A 22,144-nucleotide genomic window follows, 5' to 3' on the forward strand; every position below is an offset into this window, starting at 1 on the left:
TCCCCTTTCTAACATCATACGATTGAATGGACTGTATCATTCCAGTTGTTCCGCACTTTAAGCAAGGCGTTTTAATAGTGAGAACTAAAATAGTGCCTATGCAGTAGGAAAGTAATAGACATTTCTATCCGCTAAATAAAACTTCATATTCTTTTATTGTACCAGTTTATTCATAAATTATAACTATTAATTGCTTTTTATCCTTTTAGATAAGTGAAAACAAGGTGCACTCTATAATGCACCTTGTTACAATATTGTTTTATCTTAACATACATTTACCGTCGTAGGAATTAAACAGCTTTACTTTGTTCTACAATGTAGTTAATTGCTTTTTTAATTTTCAAGTCTTCTTTTAACACATCTGAATTGCCGCCTAGCATTCCGACAATTTGATCTTTCTCTAATTTGTACAATTTCGCCATTTCAGTAAGTTCTGCATCGATATCTTCTTCTGAAACTTCAATTTCTTCTGCATCCAATATCGCTTCTAACGTTAAGTTTGTTTTCACACGTTTCTCTGCATCATTTTTCATTTGCTCTTTTAACTCATCTTCTGATTGTCCAGAGAATTGGAAGTAATTTTCTAGATTCATGCCTTGCATTTGGAGGCGTTGTTCAAATTCTTTCATCATTTGATCAAGTTCCGTATCGATCATCGCTTCTGGAATATCTACTTCCGCTTTATCTGTTACTTGCTCAATTAATTGCTCACGCTTATTGTTTTCTGCAGTTTGTTCTTTTTCTTTTTGTAGTTCTTCTTTTTTCTTCGCTTTTAGCTCTTCTAATGTTTCGACATCCTCATCGACATCTTTTGCAAACTCATCATCTAGTTCTGGAAGCTCTTTTTCTTTTACTTCATGAATTTTCACTTTAAATAATGCTTCTTTACCAGCAAGATCCTCTGCATGGTAATCAGCAGGGAATGTTACACTTATCTCCGGTTCTTCTCCCGCTTCTTTACCAATTAATTGTTCTTCAAATCCTGGGATAAACTGACCTGAACCAATTTCAAGTGGGTGATTTTCTCCTTTTCCACCTTCAAAAGCTTCATCCTCTAAAAACCCTTCAAAATCAATGACGACTGTATTGCCTTCTTCAATGCTTCCCTCTTCTTTTAAGACGAGTTCTGCTTGACTTTCTTGGAGTGCTTTCAGTTCATTTTCCACATCTTCGTCCGTTACTTCAACAGACTCTTCTTCTACTTCAAGTCCTTTATACTCACCAAGCTTTACTTCTGGTTTCACTGTAACTTCACAAGTAAAGACGAGATCTTTCCCACGCTCAATTTCTTCAATATCAATATTTGGTTGGTCTACTGGAAAAATCTCTGTTTGATCAATTGCCTCGCCATATGCTTTAGGTAAAATAATATCGACAGCATCTTGGTACAATGATTCCACTCCGAAACGTTTTTCAAAAATAGGACGTGGAATTCTTCCCTTTCTAAATCCCGGTAAAGAAACATCCTTTACAACTTTTTTAAATGCTTTATCTAGAGCTTGATTAAACTCATCTGAAGATACATTTATCGTTAATACTCCTTCATTTCCTTCTTTTTTCTCCCATTTAGCCGTTACTGACATTTTATTCCCTCCAACTTATTTAAAACTAATATATTTCAATTATTTTTCATATTCATTATCATGCGTGTTTTTTAGACTCTTTTTTAAAATAGCTATGAACAACCCCAAGTAAACACACGTTTTATTTCAACCATCTTAGTATAACATATTGATAGAACCTTTCAAATAATATTACATTAATATTCTTTTATAGAATAATATTTAAATATAATTCATTACAAACTTGAATATGTTGAATGAATTTATTTATCTTTTTATCCTTATCTTCCTTTGGACTATGGAGTGATAAGTGAACTTTCCCAAGATGGATTAACGCTCTTGCTACAGTTTGTACATCATCATCTGGATAATAAAATGGATAGCGAACATAAACGAATTGATCGAGTAATTCATTTACTAATTGAAACAAGGTTGGATTTTCCTGTTCAAGAGGCCGGATTTGTTCTAAGGTTTTTTGATAAATCGGATGCTCGTCTATTTGTGGTAGTTCATCTAGATTTACCGTTAAAGAATCACCAAATTTTATTATTTCAATTTTTTCGTTTACATCATGTTCCTTTACTACTTCAAGTATATACGTTTTTACAACTGGATGAATCACTTCTTGCTGCAATAAAGTGATAAAAAAAGGTGGAACTTTTACGCTTAATTGTTTCCATTTATTTATTATATACCATTGCTTTTGATGGTCATTCTCTTCTACTGCTACATGTAGATCTTTTAATAGTTCACTCGCTGTCATTTCATTCATTTGATAACAAATATTATACAATTGCTCAAGTTTATTCAAATACTTATCAGGAATTAATCTTACTTTTTTCTCTTCTTCAATTGCAGTCATTAATTCACTAAATTTGTTTCTTTCATATAAAATCATCGTATAATAGTCAAAATAATCATCATAATGGTGATCATCTTTATTCCATAATAATTCCTCACAAAATTGTTCCGCTTCTATGAACTGATTTAATTTAATAAGGCAAATTAATTTCCCTACATGGATTTTATAAGAAGAAATCTGATGGGAAAGTAATAAATTTAACTTTTCCAAAGCTGTTTCATAATTTTCCTCATCCATCGCTGTAAAACTTTCCACCTCTAATTGTTGTAGCATGCCTGGAAATAAAACTACATTATTCGTTTCTTTCATTCTTACCACCACATTTCTTCCAAGATTTTGTGTAAATAAATTATAACACTATTTCTCCGTTCATCTCTATTTTATTCTTCCTTGTTTTTCTCTAGCATATTTTTACTACCACTATATAATCCACTTGCAGATAACCCTAATACTAGTCCAATAAGTATTCCTTCCTTTATACTACTACCAAAATAAAACAGACCAAATAAAATGCCAAGTAATAAAGCGATAAAAGGCGCATATTTAGCTTTAAATCCCGCCAATTTAAATAGTTGCACAAGACCAGTGATCAAAGGAACAACGGCAATATCATAAACTTCAAACATGTAACATCTCCTCCTAGCAATACTGTATGCTCGTACGAGGAGAAATGAACGGCATAGTGATATCGCTTATCACTTTATGCTGCAATTAATATGTAAATTTTGTTAAAATACAGAATAATGTGTTGAAATAAATATTATGTAGCGTAGAATGAAGATTAATAGGATTCCTATCTATAAAGGTTTTCCTAATCATTTTCAAGGAGGAATAAACATGTCAAAAAAGGTACTAATTTTAATTGGTGATGCAGTTGAATCACTAGAAATTTATTATCCGTATTACCGTTGTTTAGAAGAAGGTTTTGACCCTGTTATTGCAGCAACAGAAGTAAAAAAGATTCATACCGTTGTACACGATTTTACAAACTGGGAAACATACACGGAAAAACCTGGATACCTAATTGATGCACATATTGCCTTTGAAGATGTAAACCCTGAAGAATATGATGGATTATTTATCCCTGGTGGCCGTTCGCCTGAACATATTCGTATGAATGACCATGTACCTAATATTGTTAGTCATTTTTTTGAAACAAATAAGCCAATTGCTTCTGTTTGTCACGGCAGTCTTGTCTTAACTACCGTACCTGAACATATAAAGGGACGGGAAATGACAGCGTATATTGCTTGTAAACCTGAAGTACAAGCTGCTGGAGGTACATATATGGATGAAATGCTACATGAAGATGGAAATCTCGTCTCTGGGCATGCATGGCCTGATCTACCTGGAGTAATGAAAATGTTTATCGAACAATTAAAAGGTTGAAAAGTGGGAGAGCTAAGGTGAACAGCTCTCCTTTTGTATTCAATGACATAGTATTTTTTATAAGCAGGCCTGATTTTTAAGATCATTTATATCCATGTCTATTATAAGTAATAATGCGTTTCTTCTTTTACTACAACTTGAATGTATCTGGTCATAGAAAATTAAATCTAGCATTAATGTAAAACCACGTAGAGAAAATTCTTTCAAGATAAAACGCCACCTTTATACTATATGCTTGTACCAAATTAATGAAACATAGATTAAAAAGCTCATCATTCCAAAAGTTATGATTAGTGTTTGAAATTCACCAATTTATAAAATAATCCAATTTTTGAGGGTTGGGAAAGCTAAATCACTAAAAGAAGGTGGAATTGGTGAAGTTGGGAAAGCTAATGGGGAAACAGGTATTTTAGGAAAAATTCACAATATCTCAAAGGAAAAGGCAAGTTATGTTAATTATTACTAAAAGAATGACAAAACCCTCTCTCAGTAAAAATTTAACTAATGGATTTCGATAACCAGGCTAATAAAGAAGGTCTTGTAGCGAATTCAAAATTGAAATAAAATAGAGGTTTTCAACATTCAATATGGGGACCATGTATTGAAACCCTTGAAAATCATTATCAAAACTTAGTACAATTAAAACAATTTATAAATTGTACTCCGAAAATCAAGAATCCTTAGCATTAACGGAGCTTTCTACAATGCTAATTGCTACAATGGATCCTCAAGCGGAATTACTACGGCGACAGTAAACCTTCTTTGGCTTTCCAAATACACACTCGCAATTCGGTGTATCCAATTTTTAGTCTATCGACAAATCATCCGCTACCCTTGCTCCTTATGCTGCATTGTTATTGTAAATTATAAAAATGAATAATAGTAAAAATATGTATAAACAACAATAAAGTAGATAACAGATACACAAGAGTGATTATTTATATCCTGATTTTATATAGGTATATTTTCTAGTCTACTCATTTTTTTAAAGTAAGAACTAAATGCTATGCAGTTTTCTTTAACCACCTCTGCATTCTTTACTGATTGCAATGCTATTGCTATTTTTAAAGACTGTTCTATTTCTTCACAGTTTTCATTTTTCAAAAAGATTTCCCTTACTTTCTGAGCTTTTTTCAGACGTTGATTACCTTCATTAATTAGCTGTTTTACTTCGTTCCAATTATTGTTTTTCGCTTTTGTAATGGATTCCAGAAACAATTCCGTTGCATCCATACTATGCACAATTAGTTGTATAATCTCATGTTCCATATTATCTCTACTCCTCCTCCAATACCTAACCCAATTAAAAATGTCCCACTTTTAATAATAAGGGATATTATACCAATCAACCCTTATCATTATATAAAGTGATACTGAACAAATTCCATACAACAAAAAGTACCGACTTCCTTATACCCATATTACTCATCCAAAAAAGAAATCATTTTATACTACGCGATATAAACAATGAGGCATCCTGATTCATAAAAATACGATTTCCATGATAAAATGTCTTTATTTCAATTGATTTAAATCCAACTTCGGATAACCTTTTTTTCAGTTCTTCATGCGAAAAGCCGTTATGAACTTTCGGATGATTGATTTTATCGTTTTTGTCAAAATCAATAATAAGTAACTTACCACCATTATTTAAAACGTTGAACAATTCTTGTAAAATTTTTTTAGTATCCGGAATATGAAGAAGGACTAGTGACATTAATACTATATCCGCCTTAAGTTTAGGAGTTTCTTCCGTAAAATCGGAATAAAGTACTTCTGAGTTGCTAATGCCTTTGTGAGAAATTTTAGCCTGTGCAACTTCCAACATTCGTTTTGATGAATCTATCAACAAAATAGAATTTATTAAATCCGACAATTCTAAACTAATTAGACCCGTACCGCTCCCATAGTCGATTAAAGATTTTGATTTACTATTCTGTAATTCCGGTCTTACTTCCTTAACTATAACTTTAGCTAATTCAATTCTTTCTTCTGTATCATATTTTTTTGCCAACTGTTCAAAAACGTTATTTTCCATATGCTAGTCTCCTATTATTAAAAATATCATAACAATCTTCTTCAACTTCTAATCCGCTTATAAATTACTACTAATGATAACACAAAAAAGACAGGAATATTCCTGCCCTTCTATCATCCATCTTAATTTGTGAAGTAGGAAAGAAATCTTTAACGTTTATTTTTACTCTGCAAAAAATAAGTCATAAAAAAAGCCTATCCTAGAAAATCAGTTTTTACTGATTTCTAGGTGGCCTCATTTCTGTATATTTGTTTTAAATATATTTTATATTCGCGACGTTACTAAGACTCTTAGCCTTACAGGCGAGAGATAAGTGCCGCTAAAGAAAACACACCGACTAACAAACCGACAGGCGTAGGTAGAGGTGATGTTGCACTTATGCAAATAGACTCTATTTATTTGACAAGCTCCGGAATAAGTGCGGCTAAGATTTAGGTGGAGTTTCGACACATAGGAAATGCTACGAGCAAACGTTGTGACAGACGTTTTTGATGGGATGAGCGAGTGCAAATATTTTCGGTGGGACGAGCATTTAGCGCAGTCCCAGTCCTAGGACGTCGTGTTCTTGGTTTGCTTCATTCCTCCATCTGAACCAAGTTTTCTTTATAAATTACTTTCTTCCATTAATTTTATCCATTTTCTAATTAATTCTTCTTCTTTTTTATTCTCTGTCTTCTTGATTAGATATTTAATATCTAATTCATGGAAGTTTTTAGAGAAAATATTAAATGCCCATTTCTCGTCATCTTCAGATTCCCAAAAAAGAGTTGCCCTTACTCTATCTAAAATAATATCTTCTTTGGAAATTATATATACATATTTATCATCATCTTCATCCATGTATGCTTTAATTACTTTATTTTTATCTCCTGCCAAATAATTATCAGGAATTTCTATTACTACCTCAATATCCTCTCTATAAAAATGCCTTCCTTTTTTTATGAAATTTAAAGATATAAGAATTTCTTCAATTATGTGCCTACCAGGTGCAACTATATCTATATCTCTAGTTGTATAGTCATTTTGTGTATATATCTCTACGGAAAGACCTCAAACGATGATTGGTTGAATTTTATGTGGTTCGAGAAGTTTAGTAATGATTGCAGTCGTATTCATCATTGCTTCATACTTTGGTTTATCCTTTAATTTCTCAAGTTCTTCAAGTGCTTTTGAGATGTCCATATAAGCTCACCTACTTTTTGGCGAGTTTTGCTAAAATTTCTGCTTCAACAGGATCTCTTGGACGAACTCGACCTTTTTTAAGATTTTTAGTTGCTAAATATTTTTCATATTCCTTTAAAATCTTTTCCTTTGTATCTCTATCTTTTAAAACATTCTTCTTAATTTCTTTTAATGTAGTAATGATCATTTTTCATCACCCTTTATAATTCCCTCATGATCTATAATTAATTCATACTTATTAATACTTATTATAACACAAAAAGATATTCCTGCCCTTCTTTCTCACTTATCTTATTTTATTCACACTTCACACCAAAAAATTGCCAATAAACATTTTATGAAGTCGTAAAAGCAATTTTAACGTCTATTTTTACTTTGCCAAAAATAAAGGATCATCACAGATAGTAATGTTAAAATTGCCGAAAATAAAAATACTTCATTTAATCCAAATTGTTCAGCAATTACACCAGCAAAGATTGGTCCAATTAATATACCGAGCGCATAAAATGATTGATAGTAACCCATTGCAGACATTTTTAACTCATCTGGACTTATTTGCACTACTTCACTTAATAATAATGGAAATGTAAATCCTAAGGCAAAGCCAAGTCCAGCATGGTACAAACTAATAGATATAAGTGTATTCGCAAGTGGAATTAATCCTAAAAAGATGGATGTTAAAATAAAACTAATCTTGAGAAACATACGATTATATTTTGGATCTAAAGAAAATATCATTAAACCAAGTGATGTCAATGCATGTGGAATAAAAAATGCACTCATTAACCAGACAAACTGTTGTTCATTTATGCCAATTGAAACTGCTATCATTGGACTAAACCCGAATATGGAAATAAATAAAATAGCATGTGCAATTAATGATAAAAAAGTAACGAGCTTTAAACCTGGTATAGCATTTGTTCTTTTTATGTACGCATTTACACGGAGTGTTAAATTATTTTCCGTTCCATTTTGTACTTCTTTTATATTCCAAGCAAAATAGATTCCAAATAAAGAAGCAATTCCCCCGAGCCAAAAAGGGAAATTCCATCCAAAAAGATGAATTAGATATCCACTGGCCGTCATACAAATAAACTGAGTTGTTACTGTATTAAATTGCATAGCGCCCATCGCTTTTGCGGCTTTACTTGGACTAAAATAGTAGGAATACAATACTGTCGCCATTACCCACATGGATGCCGTAATTCCTGCTAACAATCTAGCAAATAATACGAATATAAATGAATCAAAATAAACAAGGAGCATACAGCTAATAAAAGCACAAACAAATCCAGCTATGAGTAATTGTTTCCTAATTTTATGAAGTACATCAGATAAAATACCGAGTGGGAATCGAAACAAGATTTGGGTGACACCATAAGCTCCTAAAATGATTCCAATTGCTGCATAGGAAAATCCGACAGACTCTAAATATACACTAAATAATGGTATGTATATATAAATCGAAAACCAAAAACAAAACACAGCAAGATTAAAAAAAATATGTGCCTTTATTGGGACTGTTTGAACATTCTTTTTTTTAGCGAGTTCGATCGTATCCACCTCCATATAAGCAATCTAATTACAAGGAAAAGAAAGCGTAAGGGGATTACTTTCCTTTACGCTTTTTGCGAAGAACCAAACTCACGCATTTTCCCAATAACCGTTTCCTTAATCGCTTCCCGGCCTGGTCCCATATATTTACGCGGATCATAAACTTCAGTGTCTACTGCTAGCACTTCACGAATCTTTTTCGTTTGCATGATCTGGTTTTCTGTATTGACATTTATTTTTGCTGTTCCTAAAGAAATAGCACGCTGAATATCCTTTAAAGGGATACCTGTTCCACCATGTAACACAAGTGGCACTCCAGTTAATTTCATTACTTCTTCCATTTGCTCAAATCCTAAATTAGGTTCGCCTTTATATGGTCCATGAACAGAACCAAGTGCTGGTGCGAAACAATCTACATTTGTTTCTCTTACTAACTGATCACATTCTGCAGGAATCGCGTACATCGCTTCTGCATCATCCACAACGAGATCATCTTCTTGCCCGCCGATACGACCAAGTTCTGCTTCAACTGATACACCGTGAATATGTGCGAGTTCCACGACTTTTTTTGTCAGAGCAATATTTTCTTCAAGTGGCAAATGTGAGCTATCGATCATGACAGATGGAAATCCGGCATGGATTGCTTCTGCACATTTCTCAAAGCTTGAACCATGGTCTAAGTGAATCGCAACAGGTACGGTCGTTCCGTACTCTTCCATCAATGCGTTTACCATCGTTACAACTACCTTAAAACCTCCCATATAACGGGCAGCCCCTTCAGAAACGCCAAGGATAACTGGTGACTTTTCTTCTTCCGCTGCTTCTAAAATAGCTTGTGCATATTCTAAATTATTAACATTAAACTGTCCTACTGCATATTGATTTTCTTTTGCAATATTAAGCATCTCTTTCATCGATACGAGTGGCATAAATCACTTCTCTCCTAACTCAAATTATTTACTTTAAAAGTTGAACGACCCGCTCCCCAACTTCATTTGTTTTTGCATTTCCACCAAGATCTGGAGTAAGTACTTCACCTTCCGTCATTACTTTTTCAATTGCCTGTAAAATATTTTCCCCAATATCTTCAAAGCCGAAAAAATCGAACATTTGACTGACCGACCAAATCGCTGCAAGTGGATTTGCGATTTGCTTTCCAGCAATATCTGGAGCGGATCCGTGAACAGGCTCAAACATCGATGGGTATGTACGCTCTGGATTTATATTTGCTCCTGCTGCAAGCCCCATTCCTCCAGCCAGTGCCGCACCAACATCTGTTAAAATATCGCCAAATAAGTTCGAAGTGACAACAACTTCAAAGCGGCCTGGATCCATAATCATATGCATTGCTGCCGCATCGACAAGGTAAGAATATGTTTCTACTTCAGGATATTCTTGACTAATTTCTTCAAATACTTCATCCCAAAAAACCATAGAATAATTTAATGCATTCCCTTTACTAATACTCGTTAATGATTTCTTTTCTTTTTTAGCGACTTCAAATGCATGACGCATTATTCGTTCTGTTCCTTTACGAGAAAAGACACCTGTTTGTAAAACTACTTCCTCTTGTTTTCCCTTAAATAACCAATCACCAGCTCCAGCATATTCCCCTTCCGAGTTTTCACGAATAAAAAGCATATCGATATTTTCTTTCGTTCCATGTGTAATCGGACAAGTAGCGCCATCTAATAATTGGATTGGGCGTAAATTAACATATTGATCAAATTCTTTTCTAATGATTAACAATAAATCCCATAACGAAATATGATCAGGGACACCAGGGTAACCGACAGCACCTAAATAGATAGCATCAAATGCCTTTAACTGTTCAATCCCATCATCTGCCATCATTTTTCCATGTTCTAAATAATATTCACAGCCCCATGGAAAATGAGTAAATTCAAAGGAAATTCTCCCATCTAATACGGCAGCTTTCTCCATTACTTTTATACCTTCTGCAACTACTTCTGGTCCAATCCCATCTCCTGCAATAACCGCAATTTTCTTTATATTCATCTGCTTTTTCACCTTTCTATTTATTACCCTTCTAAATTTACCACAACGGTAACCGTTTCGACTAATTCTTGAATGGCATAAGCAGGACCTTCCTTACCGTTTCCACTTTCTTTTACTCCACCATATGGCATTTGATCTGTACGATAGCAGCATGTATCATTAATTACTACACCACCAACATCAAGCAGGTAAGGAATTTTGTAAGAAATAGTTAAATCAGCTGTGTAAATTCCAGCTTGTAATCCATATTTCGAATCATTTACTAAATCAATTGCTTCTTCCAGCTTACAATAAGTAGTTACTGAAACAACAGGAGCAAATAATTCCTCATCTAACACTTTCATTCCTTTTTTCACATTCGTTAATACGGTCGGTTCAAAAATATTCTTCTCTCTTGATCCACCAGTTAAAATGGCAGCACCATCCGTTTTTGCTTCTTCAATCCACTGTTCCACACGTTCAGCTTCTTTTTCATTAATCATTGGCCCTACATTTGTTTCTGGATTTAGAGGGTTTCCGACTTTTAATTTTTTTACTTCCGATAAAAACTTCTCCATAAATGCTTGTTCAATCTCTTGATGGACAAAAATTCTTTGCACTGAAATACAAATTTGACCAGCATGTGCAAAGGACATTTTCGCTAACTTTTGTGCTGCTTTATCGATATCTGCATCATGATGAACGATCGTCGCTGAATTAGAGCCAAGTTCCAATGTAGCCTTTCTCAGACCAATCGTTTTTTGAATATGCTTGCCAACACCAGGTGAGCCAGTAAACGTATAATGAGCAATTCGTTCATCTTGTAATAATTGTTCACCGACTGTTCTCCCTCCACCAATCACACATTGCACAAATCCTTTTGGTACTCCAGCTTCTTCTAGTAATTCACAAAGTCTAATTGCGAGACTAGGTGTTTCTGAAGCTGGTTTAATGATGACAGGGTTCCCAGCAGCTAATGCTGGGGCAACTTTGTGGACGACAAGATTTAACGGAAAGTTAAATGGTGTAATTGCTGCCACAACTCCTACTGGTTTTTTGACTGTATATAAAAATCTTCCTTGAACATTATAGTTAGGGATAATTTCACCGACAAGTTTCTTCGCTTCATCTGCGGCAATTTGGAAAGTAGCAGCCGAACGCGCTACTTCTACAAGTGCATCTGTAATCGGCTTTCCACCTTCATTTGCAATAATTTCCGCAAGTTCCTGTTTTCGTTCCATTAAGAGTGAAGCAACTTTCATTAAAACAGTATATCGATATTCAGGAGCAAATGTGGTCTGTTTAAATGCTTCAATAGCGGCTTCAATTGCCCTATCAACTATTTTTTCATCGGCAACAGAAATAACTGCATATAATTCCCCTGTATATTTATTGTAAACTTCTTGTTTTTTAGCTGATTCAATCCACTCACCATCAATAAATAATTTTTCTTTTTTCACTTCTGTAATCATATTATCGTCCCTTTCTTATTTACTTTCTCTTTACTACCTCTTTCACTGCTTTAGCGATATGTGCAGCCGAAACTTCAAAATCTTCAAGTAAAGCTTCATTTGGTGCTGATTCAGTATTACGATCTTTTACGCCGACTCGAAGCATTGGTACTGGTTTTTCTTCTACCAAAACTTCTGCAACAGCACTGCCAAGTCCACCATAAATACTATGTTCCTCTGCTGTGACGATCACACCAGTTTTTTCAGCAGCTTTTACAATTGCTTTCTTATCTAACGGTTTAATTGTCGGCATATGTAACACTGCAACAGAGAGTCCTTCTTTTTCTAGCGATTCTGCCGCTTCAATGGACCGGCTCGTTTGTGTTCCTGTTGAAATAATTGTTACATCTGTTCCTTCTTTAAGTGAAACCGCTTTTCCAATTTCAAACTCATAATCATCTTCAAAAATAACTGGGTATGGATCACGTGCTAGTCGCATATATACAGGTCCATCGAATTGGTGAGCAAACTCCATCATTTTCTTCACTTCTGTACTGTCAGCTGGAGCAAGCACAGTCATATTTGCAAGCGTTCTAAAAATCGCAATATCTTCTAATGATTGGTGTGTTTTACCAGTAAGTCCTGTAAGTAAACCGCTATAAGCACCGATCATATTTACATTTAAATTAGGTTGAGCAATTTGTACTTGGATTTGGTCAATTGCTCGTTTGGAAAGAAATGCAGCAAATGTGACCGCCCAAGGTTGAAGACCAGTAGTTGCAAGTCCTGAACAGACACTTAACATATTCTGTTCGGCAATTCCCATTTGTAAAAATTTATCTGGATTTTTTAATGCAACCCCGTCAATTTTCGTTGAGTTTGCTAAATCACCGTCCACTACATACACTTTTTCATCTTCTTTTGATAATTGTAATATTGTTTCACCAAATATATCTCTCATCGTTTCTTTTTTGTCTGATAATAAACTAGCCATTGATTATCCCTCCACACATAATTCTTTTATTGCATTTGCTAATTCTTCATTCGTTGGGACTCTGGAGTGCCATAAATATGCATTTTCCATAAAGCTAACTCCTTTTCCTTTTACCGTATTTGCAATAATAATAGTAGGTCTATCCTTTACTTCTCTTGCCTCTTTAAATGCTGCTTCTATTTCTTCAAAGTTATGTCCGTCAATGGAAATGACATGCCAGCCAAAAGCTCTCCAACGATTTTCGGGCGCTTCTACCGGAATTTTACGTCTACCATTTTCTCCATTCCAGCCAAATTGTTGCAATTTATTGTAGTCAAGAATAGCTACAAAATTATCTAAACGATACTTTGAAGCAACGTCTGCCGCTTCCCAAACTTGACCTTCTTGTGATTCGCCATCTCCTACTATACAATACGTACGAAATGCTTTATTTTGTAATTTTGCTCCGAGTGCCATTCCTACTGCTGCTGAAATTCCTTGTCCAAGAGACCCTGTTGACATATCAAGCCCGGGTAGAGCATTCAAATCAGGATGAGCTTGAAGCCGTGAATTAATAGCATCAAATGTTTTTAGCTCTTCAACAGGTAAATATCCTCTTAATGCCAATACTGAATATAGTCCAATTGCAGAATGTCCTTTTGAGAGAACGAATCGATCTCTATTTTCGTTCCGTGGGTTTTTAGGGTCAATATTCATTTCTTTAAAATATAAATAAGTTAATAAGTCAATCGCTGAAAGCGGACCTCCTAGGTGCCCTGCTCCTGCGTGATGAACTGTTTCAATAACATAACGTCTTGCTAATCTTGCCTTATTAATTAAATCTTCGCTTGATAAAGTCATTATAAATCCTCCTAAATTATATCCATTTGTTCAAATTAAGGTTAAGCGCTTTACTATATTGCGAAATAGATACAAGATAAAGAGATTTTATCTTGTAAATAATACTTACTTTATAGAAATAGGACGTCCTTCTATATATGATTGCTTGGCAGCTTTTGCAATAAGTTCTGCTTGGAGCCCATCATTTCCTTCACATTGTAAAGGTTTATCATTCTGAATAGAATCAATAAAAGCAAATGTTTCTGCAATATAAGCTTCTTTATACCGCTCTAAAAAGAAATGTTTCAAATTATCTTTATGTGTTCCATCAATCGTACTAAATTCAACTGTTGTTGGTCGATCATTTTCACAAGTGAGACTCCCTTTTCCACCAAAAACTTCTACTCGTTGATCATATCCATATACTGCTTTTCTACTATTATCGATAACACCAATTGCTCCATTTGCAAATGTTAACGTAGTGATTGCAGTATCAATATCGCCTACCTCTCCGATAGCAGGATCTACTAAGTTTGCTCCTAACGAAAAAACTTCAACTACTTCACTATTCACAAGGTATCGTGCCATATCAAAATCATGTATTGCCATATCAAAAAATAGTCCTCCCGAGCCTTTAATATATTCAACTGGTGGTGGCTCTGGGTCTCTCGATGTAATTTTTATAATATGTGGTTCTCCAATGACACCATTTTTTACAGATTCATGAATACGTAAAAAATTGCGATCAAATCGACGGTTAAACCCTACTTGAAATTTTACACCGGCTTCCTTTACTGCCTCTAGTACTTCTTTTGTTTCATTGATAGAAAAACTAATTGGTTTTTCGCAAAAAATATGTTTTCCTTTAATAGCTGCAGCAATAATAATTTCTGCATGTGTATCTGTTGGTGAACATACAAAAATCGCATCAATTTCTTCGTCATTTATAATATCTTCATATTTTGTAACAACTTCTTCAATACCGATTGTTTTCGCCCAATCTGTTACATGTTCAATGAAAAGATCTGAAATTGTCTTTATTCTCACATTGGGAAAGCTAATAATATTTTCAGCATGTAGTCTTCCAATTCTACCTGCACCGATGATACCAATAGTTGTTTTCTTCATTTGGTCACTCCTTTTTAATGATGTCTATTTAACCCATACCTATTTCTCGTAAGTAATTTCTCGTTCTTTTTGCAATCGGTAATGGCTTTTCAAATGGAGCTGGGTACATATCTTGTTCGACAATAATCCATCCATCAAAATTTATTTTCTTAAGTATTTGAACAAGTTTGTTCATATCAACAATCCCTTTAGCCGGTTCCACCATTACGCCTTCTTGAACCGCTTTTGCAAGCGACCAATTGTTTTGTTGTGTAGCTTCAAGCACGGATAAATCACAATTTTTTAAGTGAATATATGAAATTCTATTATGATGCTGTTTGATAAAATTAATCACATCTGCCCCCATGTAGGCATGATGACCAGTATCAAAACAAAGATTAATATTCGTTCTTTCTAAAAATTCTTCGATTTGTTCTTCTGTTTCTATATGTGTTTGTGAATGTGGATGATATACAACTTCCAAATCATATTTAGTTTTTGCATGATTATTTATTTTTTTAATATTATGGTAAAAAATATCTTTTTCTCGTTCAGTTAAATCTTTTTTACGGATTTGTTTTCCGGTAAATAAATCTGTGTAACAAGCATCAATTAATACGACATATTTTGCCTCTTCAAATTGAACTTGTATGGATGCCATTTCATCAAGTTGTTCAATCATTTTATTGGTGTTTTTTGTACAAGTTAAATCATCCATTAATGTTGTTGATACTAATTGAATATCCCTTTTCTTTAGTTCTTCTTTTAGTTTGTTTGCTTTATTTGGCATATAGCCCCATGGCCCTAACTCCATACCAGTGTAACCTGCAATTGCCATTTCATCTAAACATCTTTCCCAAGACATTTGTTTATCATCTTCTGTAAACCATATCCCCCAGGAAACGGGGGCAGTACCTATTTTACATTGACTCAAATTGCATTCCTCACTTTTTATATTGATACCCAATTATTTGATTCAGACGATTCAAGAATTGCTTCAATAATTTGGTCTACTTTAAAACCAAAGTTAAAATCGCAAATATATGAAGTTCCTTTTGTAATGCTCGATAAAACTTCATGAGTTTCTAGTGTTTTAAAATCATTGAATCCGATTGCTATACCAGATGCTGGTTGAAAAGCACTATACCCTTCGTGATCATTTCCAAGCAATACTTTTCTGAATCCTCTATCTACACTATGATCTTCAGTAAAGTACACGTGAACGTCATTAAGATTTTCTAATGAATAATGTACCGCCCCTTTTGTACCTTGAATTTCAAAACTTAAATAATTTTTTCTACCTGTCGCTATTCTACTAGAACTTAATGTACCGACAGCACCATTTTCATACTGCGCTAGTAATATAACAATATCATCATTTTCAACAGCCTTCATATCTGTAGAGTCAGATCGTACTGGTCTTTTTTTAATGACAGTTCTAGTTAAGGCATTAACAGCTTTCATATCTCCTAAGATAAATTGTAAAACACTAAATAAATGCGATCCTAAATCACCTAATGTACCACTACCAGAAATTTTTTTCATATGACGCCAAGAAATTGGGATTTGTGCATCTAATAGTGCATCCTGATCATATGTACCGGATACTTTTGTTATATCGCCTAATTTACCCGACTCAACTAATTCCTTTATATATTTCGTTGCTGGATTCATTACATTATTAAAACCTACATAATTTACTAGACCTTTTTCTTTCGCTAAATCTACTAACTCTTTTGACTGATCTGCTGATAGACTAAGAGGTTTTTCACAATAAACATGTTTATTATTTAATAAAGCTGCTTTTGCAATTTCATAATGAAAAGCATTTGGAGTAGTAATATCTACTAAATCAATATTTTTATCAGTTACTATATCTTGCCAATCTTTGCTATATCGTTTAAATCCGAATTTTTTTTTGACCTCAAAAGCACTTTCTTCATTAATATCTGAAACCATTTCAAATACAGGTTTTCCATATTCTTCACCAAAATGATATAAAGCGTTTAAAAAAGATTTGGAATGAGATTTTCCCATCCATCCTGTTCCAACCAATCCAATTCTTACTTCTTTCATAGTAAACACCTCTTTAATGAGTAAAGGGTTTTTGAACACATCTGACACAATTCAAGATGTGTTCAAATGTTCCCTTCAGCAATTATTTACCTAACCAATCATTTACTTCATCTAATTTTTCTTGAGCATTTTCATTTGTAATTAAGTCAATACCACTGTCAATTTTCTCTTCAACTGTCTCATCATTAATCGCTCTTATCGCATTTTCAACTCCAATATATGCCATTTGATATGGTAATTGTTGAATTACCGCATCTAAATCACCTTGAGAAATTGATTTTAAAGCATCACTTGTCCCGTCAATTCCAATTACCGGAATTTCTAAGTTACTTGCGTTAATCGCCTGAAGTGCTCCTAAAGCCATTTCGTCATTCGCAGTAAATACACCTTTAATATTTGGGTGTGCTGTGATTATGTTTTCCATAACGTTAACAGCTTTTGTTCGATCAAAATCAGCCGCTTGAACTGTCACAACCTTAAGACCATGCTCTTCAAGTTTGTCTTTAGCACCCGAAACTCTTGCTTCGTTTTGGGCAGCTCCTGAAACACCTTCAATTATTGCAACTTCATCACCTTCAGATAGTATTGAAGTTAAGTATTCACCTGCTTTTTGACCGGCGGTATAATTATCTGTTCCAATATACGTTACCTTATCTTCCCAATCTAAATCTGTATCAATAAGTAATACAGGAATATCTGCATCACTATATTTAGATAGCGTTGGTATGACTGAACCAGTACTTGGCATTAACACTAAAGCTTCCGGGCTTTCAGTTGATAAATCTTCTAAAATATTGATTAATTCTTGCTCTTGTGTTTGTGTAGATGCAGCAAGGAATTTTCCATTAACATCAAAATCTTCAAACGCTTGCTTTGCTCCAGCTTCAGCCAGTTTAAAATACTCTGCATCAGATCCTTTTAAAACAACTGCGATTGTTGGTTTGTCACTATCGTTATCAATGCTCTCGTCTGCTGATTCTTCACTTTCGTTACCACTTGAACTACTACCACAACCAGCTAATAACATTAGAGCTGAAATAATTACTAGAGATAATGTTAAAAAATATTTTTTCTTCATTTGTTTCACTCCTATTATTTTTCTGGATAAACCATAATTTTAATTGCTTCGCCTTTTCTCATTGTCTTGATTGCTTCATGAATATCTTTTAATGATGTTCTATGAGTAATAAGACTTTCAAGGTTTAATATGTTAGCTTCTAAAATTTTAATTACTTTAGGAAAATGATTTTTTTGAATAATTGTACCTATAACAGTAATTTCTTTTTTAGTTATTTCACACTGTTTAATCGGGTGATTGGCATTTTCATTCATGCCAACTAATAAGACTTTACCACCTTTTCGAACAAGTTCTATTGTTTGATCAAATAGTACACCTACGCAGTCAATGACAACATCTGCCCCTACTTTAGTAATGTCTTGAACTAATTGTTCAACATTCACTTTAGTTGGATTCATGATGTGTGTTGCTCCCGATTTTTTTGCATGTTCTAAACGATAATCAGATAAATCAACTGTTATTATTTGACCAGCACCTGCTGCCTTTTGAACTTGAGTAAACAGTTGTCCCATTGGACCTGCTCCTAAAATTACAACATTGTCGCCAGGTTGTGTTTGGATTTTCTCACTACCATTAATTACGCATGAAAGTGGTTCAGCCAAAACAGCTATTTCAGCTGGTACTTTCTTTGATATTTTATAGACATTTTTAGAAGGAACTACACTATAGGAAGCCCAACCACCATCTTTAAAGATTCCAATTGTTGAAAAATTTTCACAAACATTTTGAATGCCTGTTTGACAGTAATAACAATGTCCGCAAACTGTTGTCGGGTCAATAATTACTCGGTCACCAACTTTGACATTTTGAACATTATTGCCAATTTCAACAACTTCACCAATATATTCGTGTCCTTGAATAATACCAGGAGTTGCAGGGTGTGTAGGAGGGTCTGATAAAATATGAATATCAGATCCACATATACTTGCGACTTCTACCTTAATTTTCACTTCATCCGTTGAAGCTATTTCAGGTATATCGACTTCTTTCAATGTTAATTTTCCAACCTCTTCAAAAATTGCTGATAACATAATTTTTTCTCCTTATCAAAATTTAATTACTTAACATTCTCTGTAATACTTGCACTGTATGTTCACAGTAAAGATATAAATCATCCATTGATTCCTTATTAGCTGCGAACGGGTTTGCTCCTGGTGCCATACACTCAAGAACAAGAGGCCCACCATAATTAATTTCCTTCAGTTTTGAGATTACTGCTTCAAAATCAATATGACCAAATCCTACACCTTGTCGGTTATTATCAGAAAGATGGAAAACCCCTAATTTATTAGAGACACTTTCAATTGCACTTATCATATCGACTTCTTCAATATTCATATGATATGTGTCCACAAGCATTTTCACGCTCGGGTGATTTAATTCATTTACAAAACGATAAGCATCTTCAGCTGTATTTAAAATAGAACTTTCATAACGGTTAACTGGTTCTATGATTAACTCAACACTTTCCAATGTTGCTGTTTCGCATAATTGTTTAACTGAATCAATTGCCCAATCCCAATCTTCTGTTCCTTTACCAACAAGGTGCGCCTTTCCAACAGCAGATGGACAAATTACAATGTATTTACCACCTAATTCATTACAAACTTTAATTTGTTCTTTAAAATATTCGACAGCAATTTTCCGATTGGTTGGTTTACCGTTAGCTAAGTCTTTTGTTTCATCAGGCCAAGCAGCATCACCTGTAATTCCATCAATTTTTAATTGTAAATCGTTAACAATTTGTTTAATTTTGTCCGTATGAGTAAGCGCCATCGCTGCTTGGAGTTCTATCGCATCATAACCACTTTTTTTGATGAATTTAAGAACTCTTTCAATTGGTTCATCCCCAAAAATCCAACTACATATCGATAAATGCATAAATCACACTCCAAAGTTAACATTAATTATTTAAATAACCTTCTATTTCTTGAATTCTTTGCTCTACATTATCTTTTGTATAAACCTGGGCACCTGAATCAATACGTTTTTCTACTGACTCACCTTTTATCGCTTTTACAGCTGATTCCACTCCTAAATAACCCATTCTATACGGATCTTGGGCTATATTAGCCAACATTTGACCATCTACAACTGCTTGCAAACCATCTGGGGTACCATCAAAGCCAATTAATGGAATATGTGTACTATCTTTATTTTCTAACCCTTTAAATGAACCCAAAGCCATTTCGTCAGAAGTTGCGAAGACTACTTTAATATCTGGATCTGCTGTGAGAACGTTTTCGACAATATTAACCGCTTTTACACGATCACTTTGAGCGTCTTGAACGATAAATTCAATGTTTTTACTTTCTAAAGCCGCTTGGAAACCTTCAGTTCTTTCATCATGAACTTTTGCTCCCATTTGACCGCGAACGATTAGAACTTTATCACCATCATTTAATTGATCACTAATATATTCTCCACCTTTAGAGGCAGCTTCATAATTTTCTGTTCCGATAAAACTTACTCTATCCTCAAATTCATTTACGTTTGCATCCACCAAAACTACTGGTATATTAGCATCGTGTGCTTTTTGAAGCGCTGGTAACATCGCCTCGGGAAGACTTGGTGTAACAACAAGACCATTTACTTTAGTAGAAATTAAATCTTCAACCATTTTTACTTGTTGTTCATATAAAGTTTCCTCCGCTGGTCCAAGAATTTCAATTTCTACACCTAATTCCTTTGCTGCATCTTGAGCTCCAGCCATATGGATTTTCCAATACTCAGAACTTAAAGTCATTAGAACTACACCAATCTTCAAATTGTCAGCTTTAGTTTCTTCCGTTGACTTTTTTTCATTTCCTTCATTACTAGAATTAGTAATTGAACTAGAACCTTCATTTGATGAACAAGCAGTCAACATAAGAAGAGCAGATATAAAAACAAGTAACATTATTTTCCTCACTTTAACACTCCTCCATTTATTAAAAATATAAAATAAATCTATCATGTACGTCCCCTAAATTTATTCATCCCCCCTTGAAATGTATTAAATTACTTACATAGAAAATATTTATTTTTACGTATTAATTTTTCGAGCGTCTACGTAACACATCAACATAAACAGCTAAGATAATTACAGTTCCAATAACAACTGTTTGAATATCTGTCGATGTCCCTAATAAGTTAAGACCATTACGTAATACAGCAATAATCATCGCTCCAATTAAAGTACCCCAAACTGTCCCTACACCACCGAAGAAACTTGCACCACCAATGATTACAGCGGCAATCGCATCTAATTCATATGTTAACCCAGCTATTGGAGATGCTGCGTTTGTTCTTCCGATTAAAACTAGACCGCCAAGCCCAGCCATTAATCCACTTAATGTATATACTTTAATTAATACACGGTCTACCGGAATCCCAGAGAGACGTGCCGCTTCTTTATTTCCTCCAATAGCGTAAATATATCGACCTGTCGCTGTTCTAGTAAGAAAGATATGGAAGATAATACTTATCACAATTACTAAAATGAAGCTAACAGGAATAAAACCCACATTTGCTTGCCCTGTAAAATTGATTACATATGCAAAACCAAATATTGGTGTAGCACCAGTAATGATTAATGCAAGGCCTCTAAAAACGTTCATTGTACCCAATGTTGAAATAAATGGGTGTGGCAGTCTTAATTTTGTAAGTAACAATCCATTTAATAGACCTGCTAAAGCTCCAACTAATAAACAAACAAATATCCCTAAAACTGGTGGCATACCCCACATCACTGTGACAACACCTGTAACTACGATAGAAAATGCTAATATTGATCCAACAGATAAGTCAATACCTGCTGTTAAAATTGGTAATAACATACCAATTGAGAGTAGCGCGTTAATTGATGACTGTCGTGCAATGTTCATTAGGTTATCTATCTTTAGAAAACTCGGTGATAAAATTGCTAGTGTAATAGACAAGATAATCAATCCAAATAGTGCACCAAACTTGTTAGCAATATATTTAAAATCGTATTTTGCTTTTTTCTTTTCTTCCACATTACCTTGTTCTATAATTTCTGTTTGTTCTTTCAT

Annotated in this window: 23 protein-coding genes; 1 reads left to right on the top strand and 22 read right to left on the bottom strand. The window is 34.1% G+C overall.

Features of this window, described 5'->3' with window-relative positions:
- Positions 1–290 precede the first annotated feature (290 nt).
- From tig to DFR56_RS11335, 3 genes are all read right to left on the bottom strand, one after another.
- Entirely contained in the window at positions 291–1,583 is a 1,293-nt protein-coding gene (gene tig / locus DFR56_RS11325) for a trigger factor (RefSeq protein WP_110395548.1), read from the bottom strand.
- 187 nt (positions 1,584–1,770) lie between these two features.
- Positions 1,771–2,733 (bottom strand): hypothetical protein, encoded by a 963-nt coding sequence (locus DFR56_RS11330; RefSeq protein ID WP_110395549.1) that lies wholly within the window; start codon positions 2,731–2,733, stop codon positions 1,771–1,773.
- Between the two features lie 71 nt (positions 2,734–2,804).
- Complete coding sequence (locus DFR56_RS11335) at positions 2,805–3,050, bottom strand: hypothetical protein (RefSeq protein ID WP_110395550.1); 246 nt, start codon at positions 3,048–3,050, stop codon at positions 2,805–2,807.
- A 211-nt stretch (positions 3,051–3,261) separates the two neighbouring features.
- Here DFR56_RS11335 and DFR56_RS11340 point away from each other — a divergent pair, with 211 nt between their 5' ends.
- Positions 3,262–3,813 carry a DJ-1/PfpI family protein gene (locus tag DFR56_RS11340; RefSeq protein ID WP_110395551.1) on the top strand — a complete coding sequence of 184 codons (552 nt, stop codon included), beginning with the start codon at positions 3,262–3,264 and terminating at the stop codon, positions 3,811–3,813.
- A gap of 951 nt (positions 3,814–4,764) precedes the next feature.
- Here the strand turns inward: DFR56_RS11340 and DFR56_RS11345 are convergent.
- The 19 genes from DFR56_RS11345 to DFR56_RS11425 all read right to left on the bottom strand — a co-directional run bounded on the left by DFR56_RS11345 (position 4,765) and on the right by DFR56_RS11425 (position 22,144).
- Positions 4,765–5,082 (bottom strand): PTS lactose/cellobiose transporter subunit IIA, encoded by a 318-nt coding sequence (locus tag DFR56_RS11345; RefSeq protein ID WP_110395552.1) that lies wholly within the window; start codon positions 5,080–5,082, stop codon positions 4,765–4,767.
- A 172-nt stretch (positions 5,083–5,254) separates the two neighbouring features.
- Complete coding sequence (locus tag DFR56_RS11350) at positions 5,255–5,851, bottom strand: class I SAM-dependent methyltransferase (protein ID WP_110395553.1); 597 nt, start codon at positions 5,849–5,851, stop codon at positions 5,255–5,257.
- Between the two features lie 603 nt (positions 5,852–6,454).
- A complete protein-coding gene (locus DFR56_RS23470) occupies positions 6,455–6,727 on the bottom strand; it encodes a hypothetical protein (protein ID WP_242694611.1) in 273 nt (90 codons plus the stop codon).
- Positions 6,728–6,901: 174 nt separating this feature from the next.
- Positions 6,902–7,033 (bottom strand): hypothetical protein, encoded by a 132-nt coding sequence (locus tag DFR56_RS23715; RefSeq protein ID WP_278250624.1) that lies wholly within the window; start codon positions 7,031–7,033, stop codon positions 6,902–6,904.
- Positions 7,034–7,043: 10 nt separating this feature from the next.
- Entirely contained in the window at positions 7,044–7,220 is a 177-nt protein-coding gene (locus DFR56_RS22950; RefSeq protein WP_158525606.1) for a hypothetical protein, read from the bottom strand.
- A gap of 170 nt (positions 7,221–7,390) precedes the next feature.
- Positions 7,391–8,602 carry an MFS transporter gene (locus DFR56_RS11360; RefSeq protein ID WP_110395554.1) on the bottom strand — a complete coding sequence of 404 codons (1,212 nt, stop codon included), beginning with the start codon at positions 8,600–8,602 and terminating at the stop codon, positions 7,391–7,393.
- A gap of 50 nt (positions 8,603–8,652) precedes the next feature.
- Entirely contained in the window at positions 8,653–9,516 is an 864-nt protein-coding gene (gene fba, locus DFR56_RS11365) for a class II fructose-1,6-bisphosphate aldolase (protein WP_110395555.1), read from the bottom strand.
- Between the two features lie 28 nt (positions 9,517–9,544).
- Positions 9,545–10,606 (bottom strand): tartrate dehydrogenase, encoded by a 1,062-nt coding sequence (locus DFR56_RS11370; protein WP_110395556.1) that lies wholly within the window; start codon positions 10,604–10,606, stop codon positions 9,545–9,547.
- A 23-nt stretch (positions 10,607–10,629) separates the two neighbouring features.
- Positions 10,630–12,057: an aldehyde dehydrogenase family protein gene (locus tag DFR56_RS11375; protein WP_110395557.1), complete on the bottom strand. Its 1,428-nt coding sequence runs from the start codon at positions 12,055–12,057 to the stop codon at positions 10,630–10,632.
- A 19-nt stretch (positions 12,058–12,076) separates the two neighbouring features.
- A complete protein-coding gene (locus DFR56_RS11380) occupies positions 12,077–13,030 on the bottom strand; it encodes a transketolase family protein (RefSeq protein ID WP_110395558.1) in 954 nt (317 codons plus the stop codon).
- Between the two features lie 3 nt (positions 13,031–13,033).
- On the bottom strand, positions 13,034–13,870 hold the full coding sequence (locus DFR56_RS11385) for a transketolase (RefSeq protein ID WP_110395559.1): 837 nt from the start codon (positions 13,868–13,870) through the stop codon (positions 13,034–13,036).
- A 105-nt stretch (positions 13,871–13,975) separates the two neighbouring features.
- A complete protein-coding gene (iolG, locus tag DFR56_RS11390; RefSeq protein WP_110395560.1) occupies positions 13,976–14,977 on the bottom strand; it encodes an inositol 2-dehydrogenase in 1,002 nt (333 codons plus the stop codon).
- A gap of 28 nt (positions 14,978–15,005) precedes the next feature.
- Positions 15,006–15,890 (bottom strand): sugar phosphate isomerase/epimerase family protein, encoded by an 885-nt coding sequence (locus DFR56_RS11395; RefSeq protein WP_244916491.1) that lies wholly within the window; start codon positions 15,888–15,890, stop codon positions 15,006–15,008.
- A 17-nt stretch (positions 15,891–15,907) separates the two neighbouring features.
- Positions 15,908–17,032, bottom strand: coding sequence for a Gfo/Idh/MocA family protein (locus DFR56_RS11400; protein ID WP_110395561.1), 1,125 nt, complete (start codon positions 17,030–17,032; stop codon positions 15,908–15,910).
- Between the two features lie 82 nt (positions 17,033–17,114).
- Positions 17,115–18,110, bottom strand: coding sequence for a sugar ABC transporter substrate-binding protein (locus DFR56_RS11405; RefSeq protein WP_110395562.1), 996 nt, complete (start codon positions 18,108–18,110; stop codon positions 17,115–17,117).
- A gap of 14 nt (positions 18,111–18,124) precedes the next feature.
- Positions 18,125–19,141 (bottom strand): zinc-dependent alcohol dehydrogenase, encoded by a 1,017-nt coding sequence (locus DFR56_RS11410; protein ID WP_110395563.1) that lies wholly within the window; start codon positions 19,139–19,141, stop codon positions 18,125–18,127.
- A 22-nt stretch (positions 19,142–19,163) separates the two neighbouring features.
- Positions 19,164–19,991 (bottom strand): sugar phosphate isomerase/epimerase family protein, encoded by an 828-nt coding sequence (locus tag DFR56_RS11415; RefSeq protein WP_110395564.1) that lies wholly within the window; start codon positions 19,989–19,991, stop codon positions 19,164–19,166.
- A 22-nt stretch (positions 19,992–20,013) separates the two neighbouring features.
- Positions 20,014–21,021, bottom strand: a complete 1,008-nt coding sequence (locus DFR56_RS11420) for a sugar ABC transporter substrate-binding protein (protein ID WP_158525607.1) — start codon at positions 21,019–21,021, stop codon at positions 20,014–20,016.
- A 121-nt stretch (positions 21,022–21,142) separates the two neighbouring features.
- The gene (locus DFR56_RS11425) at positions 21,143–22,144 is read right to left on the bottom strand and encodes an ABC transporter permease (protein WP_110395566.1); all 1,002 of its coding nucleotides are present in this window, start codon (positions 22,142–22,144) and stop codon (positions 21,143–21,145) included.

It is taken from the genome of Pseudogracilibacillus auburnensis (genome assembly GCF_003201975.1).
Taxonomy (GTDB): Bacteria; Bacillota; Bacilli; order Bacillales; family Amphibacillaceae; genus Pseudogracilibacillus; species Pseudogracilibacillus auburnensis.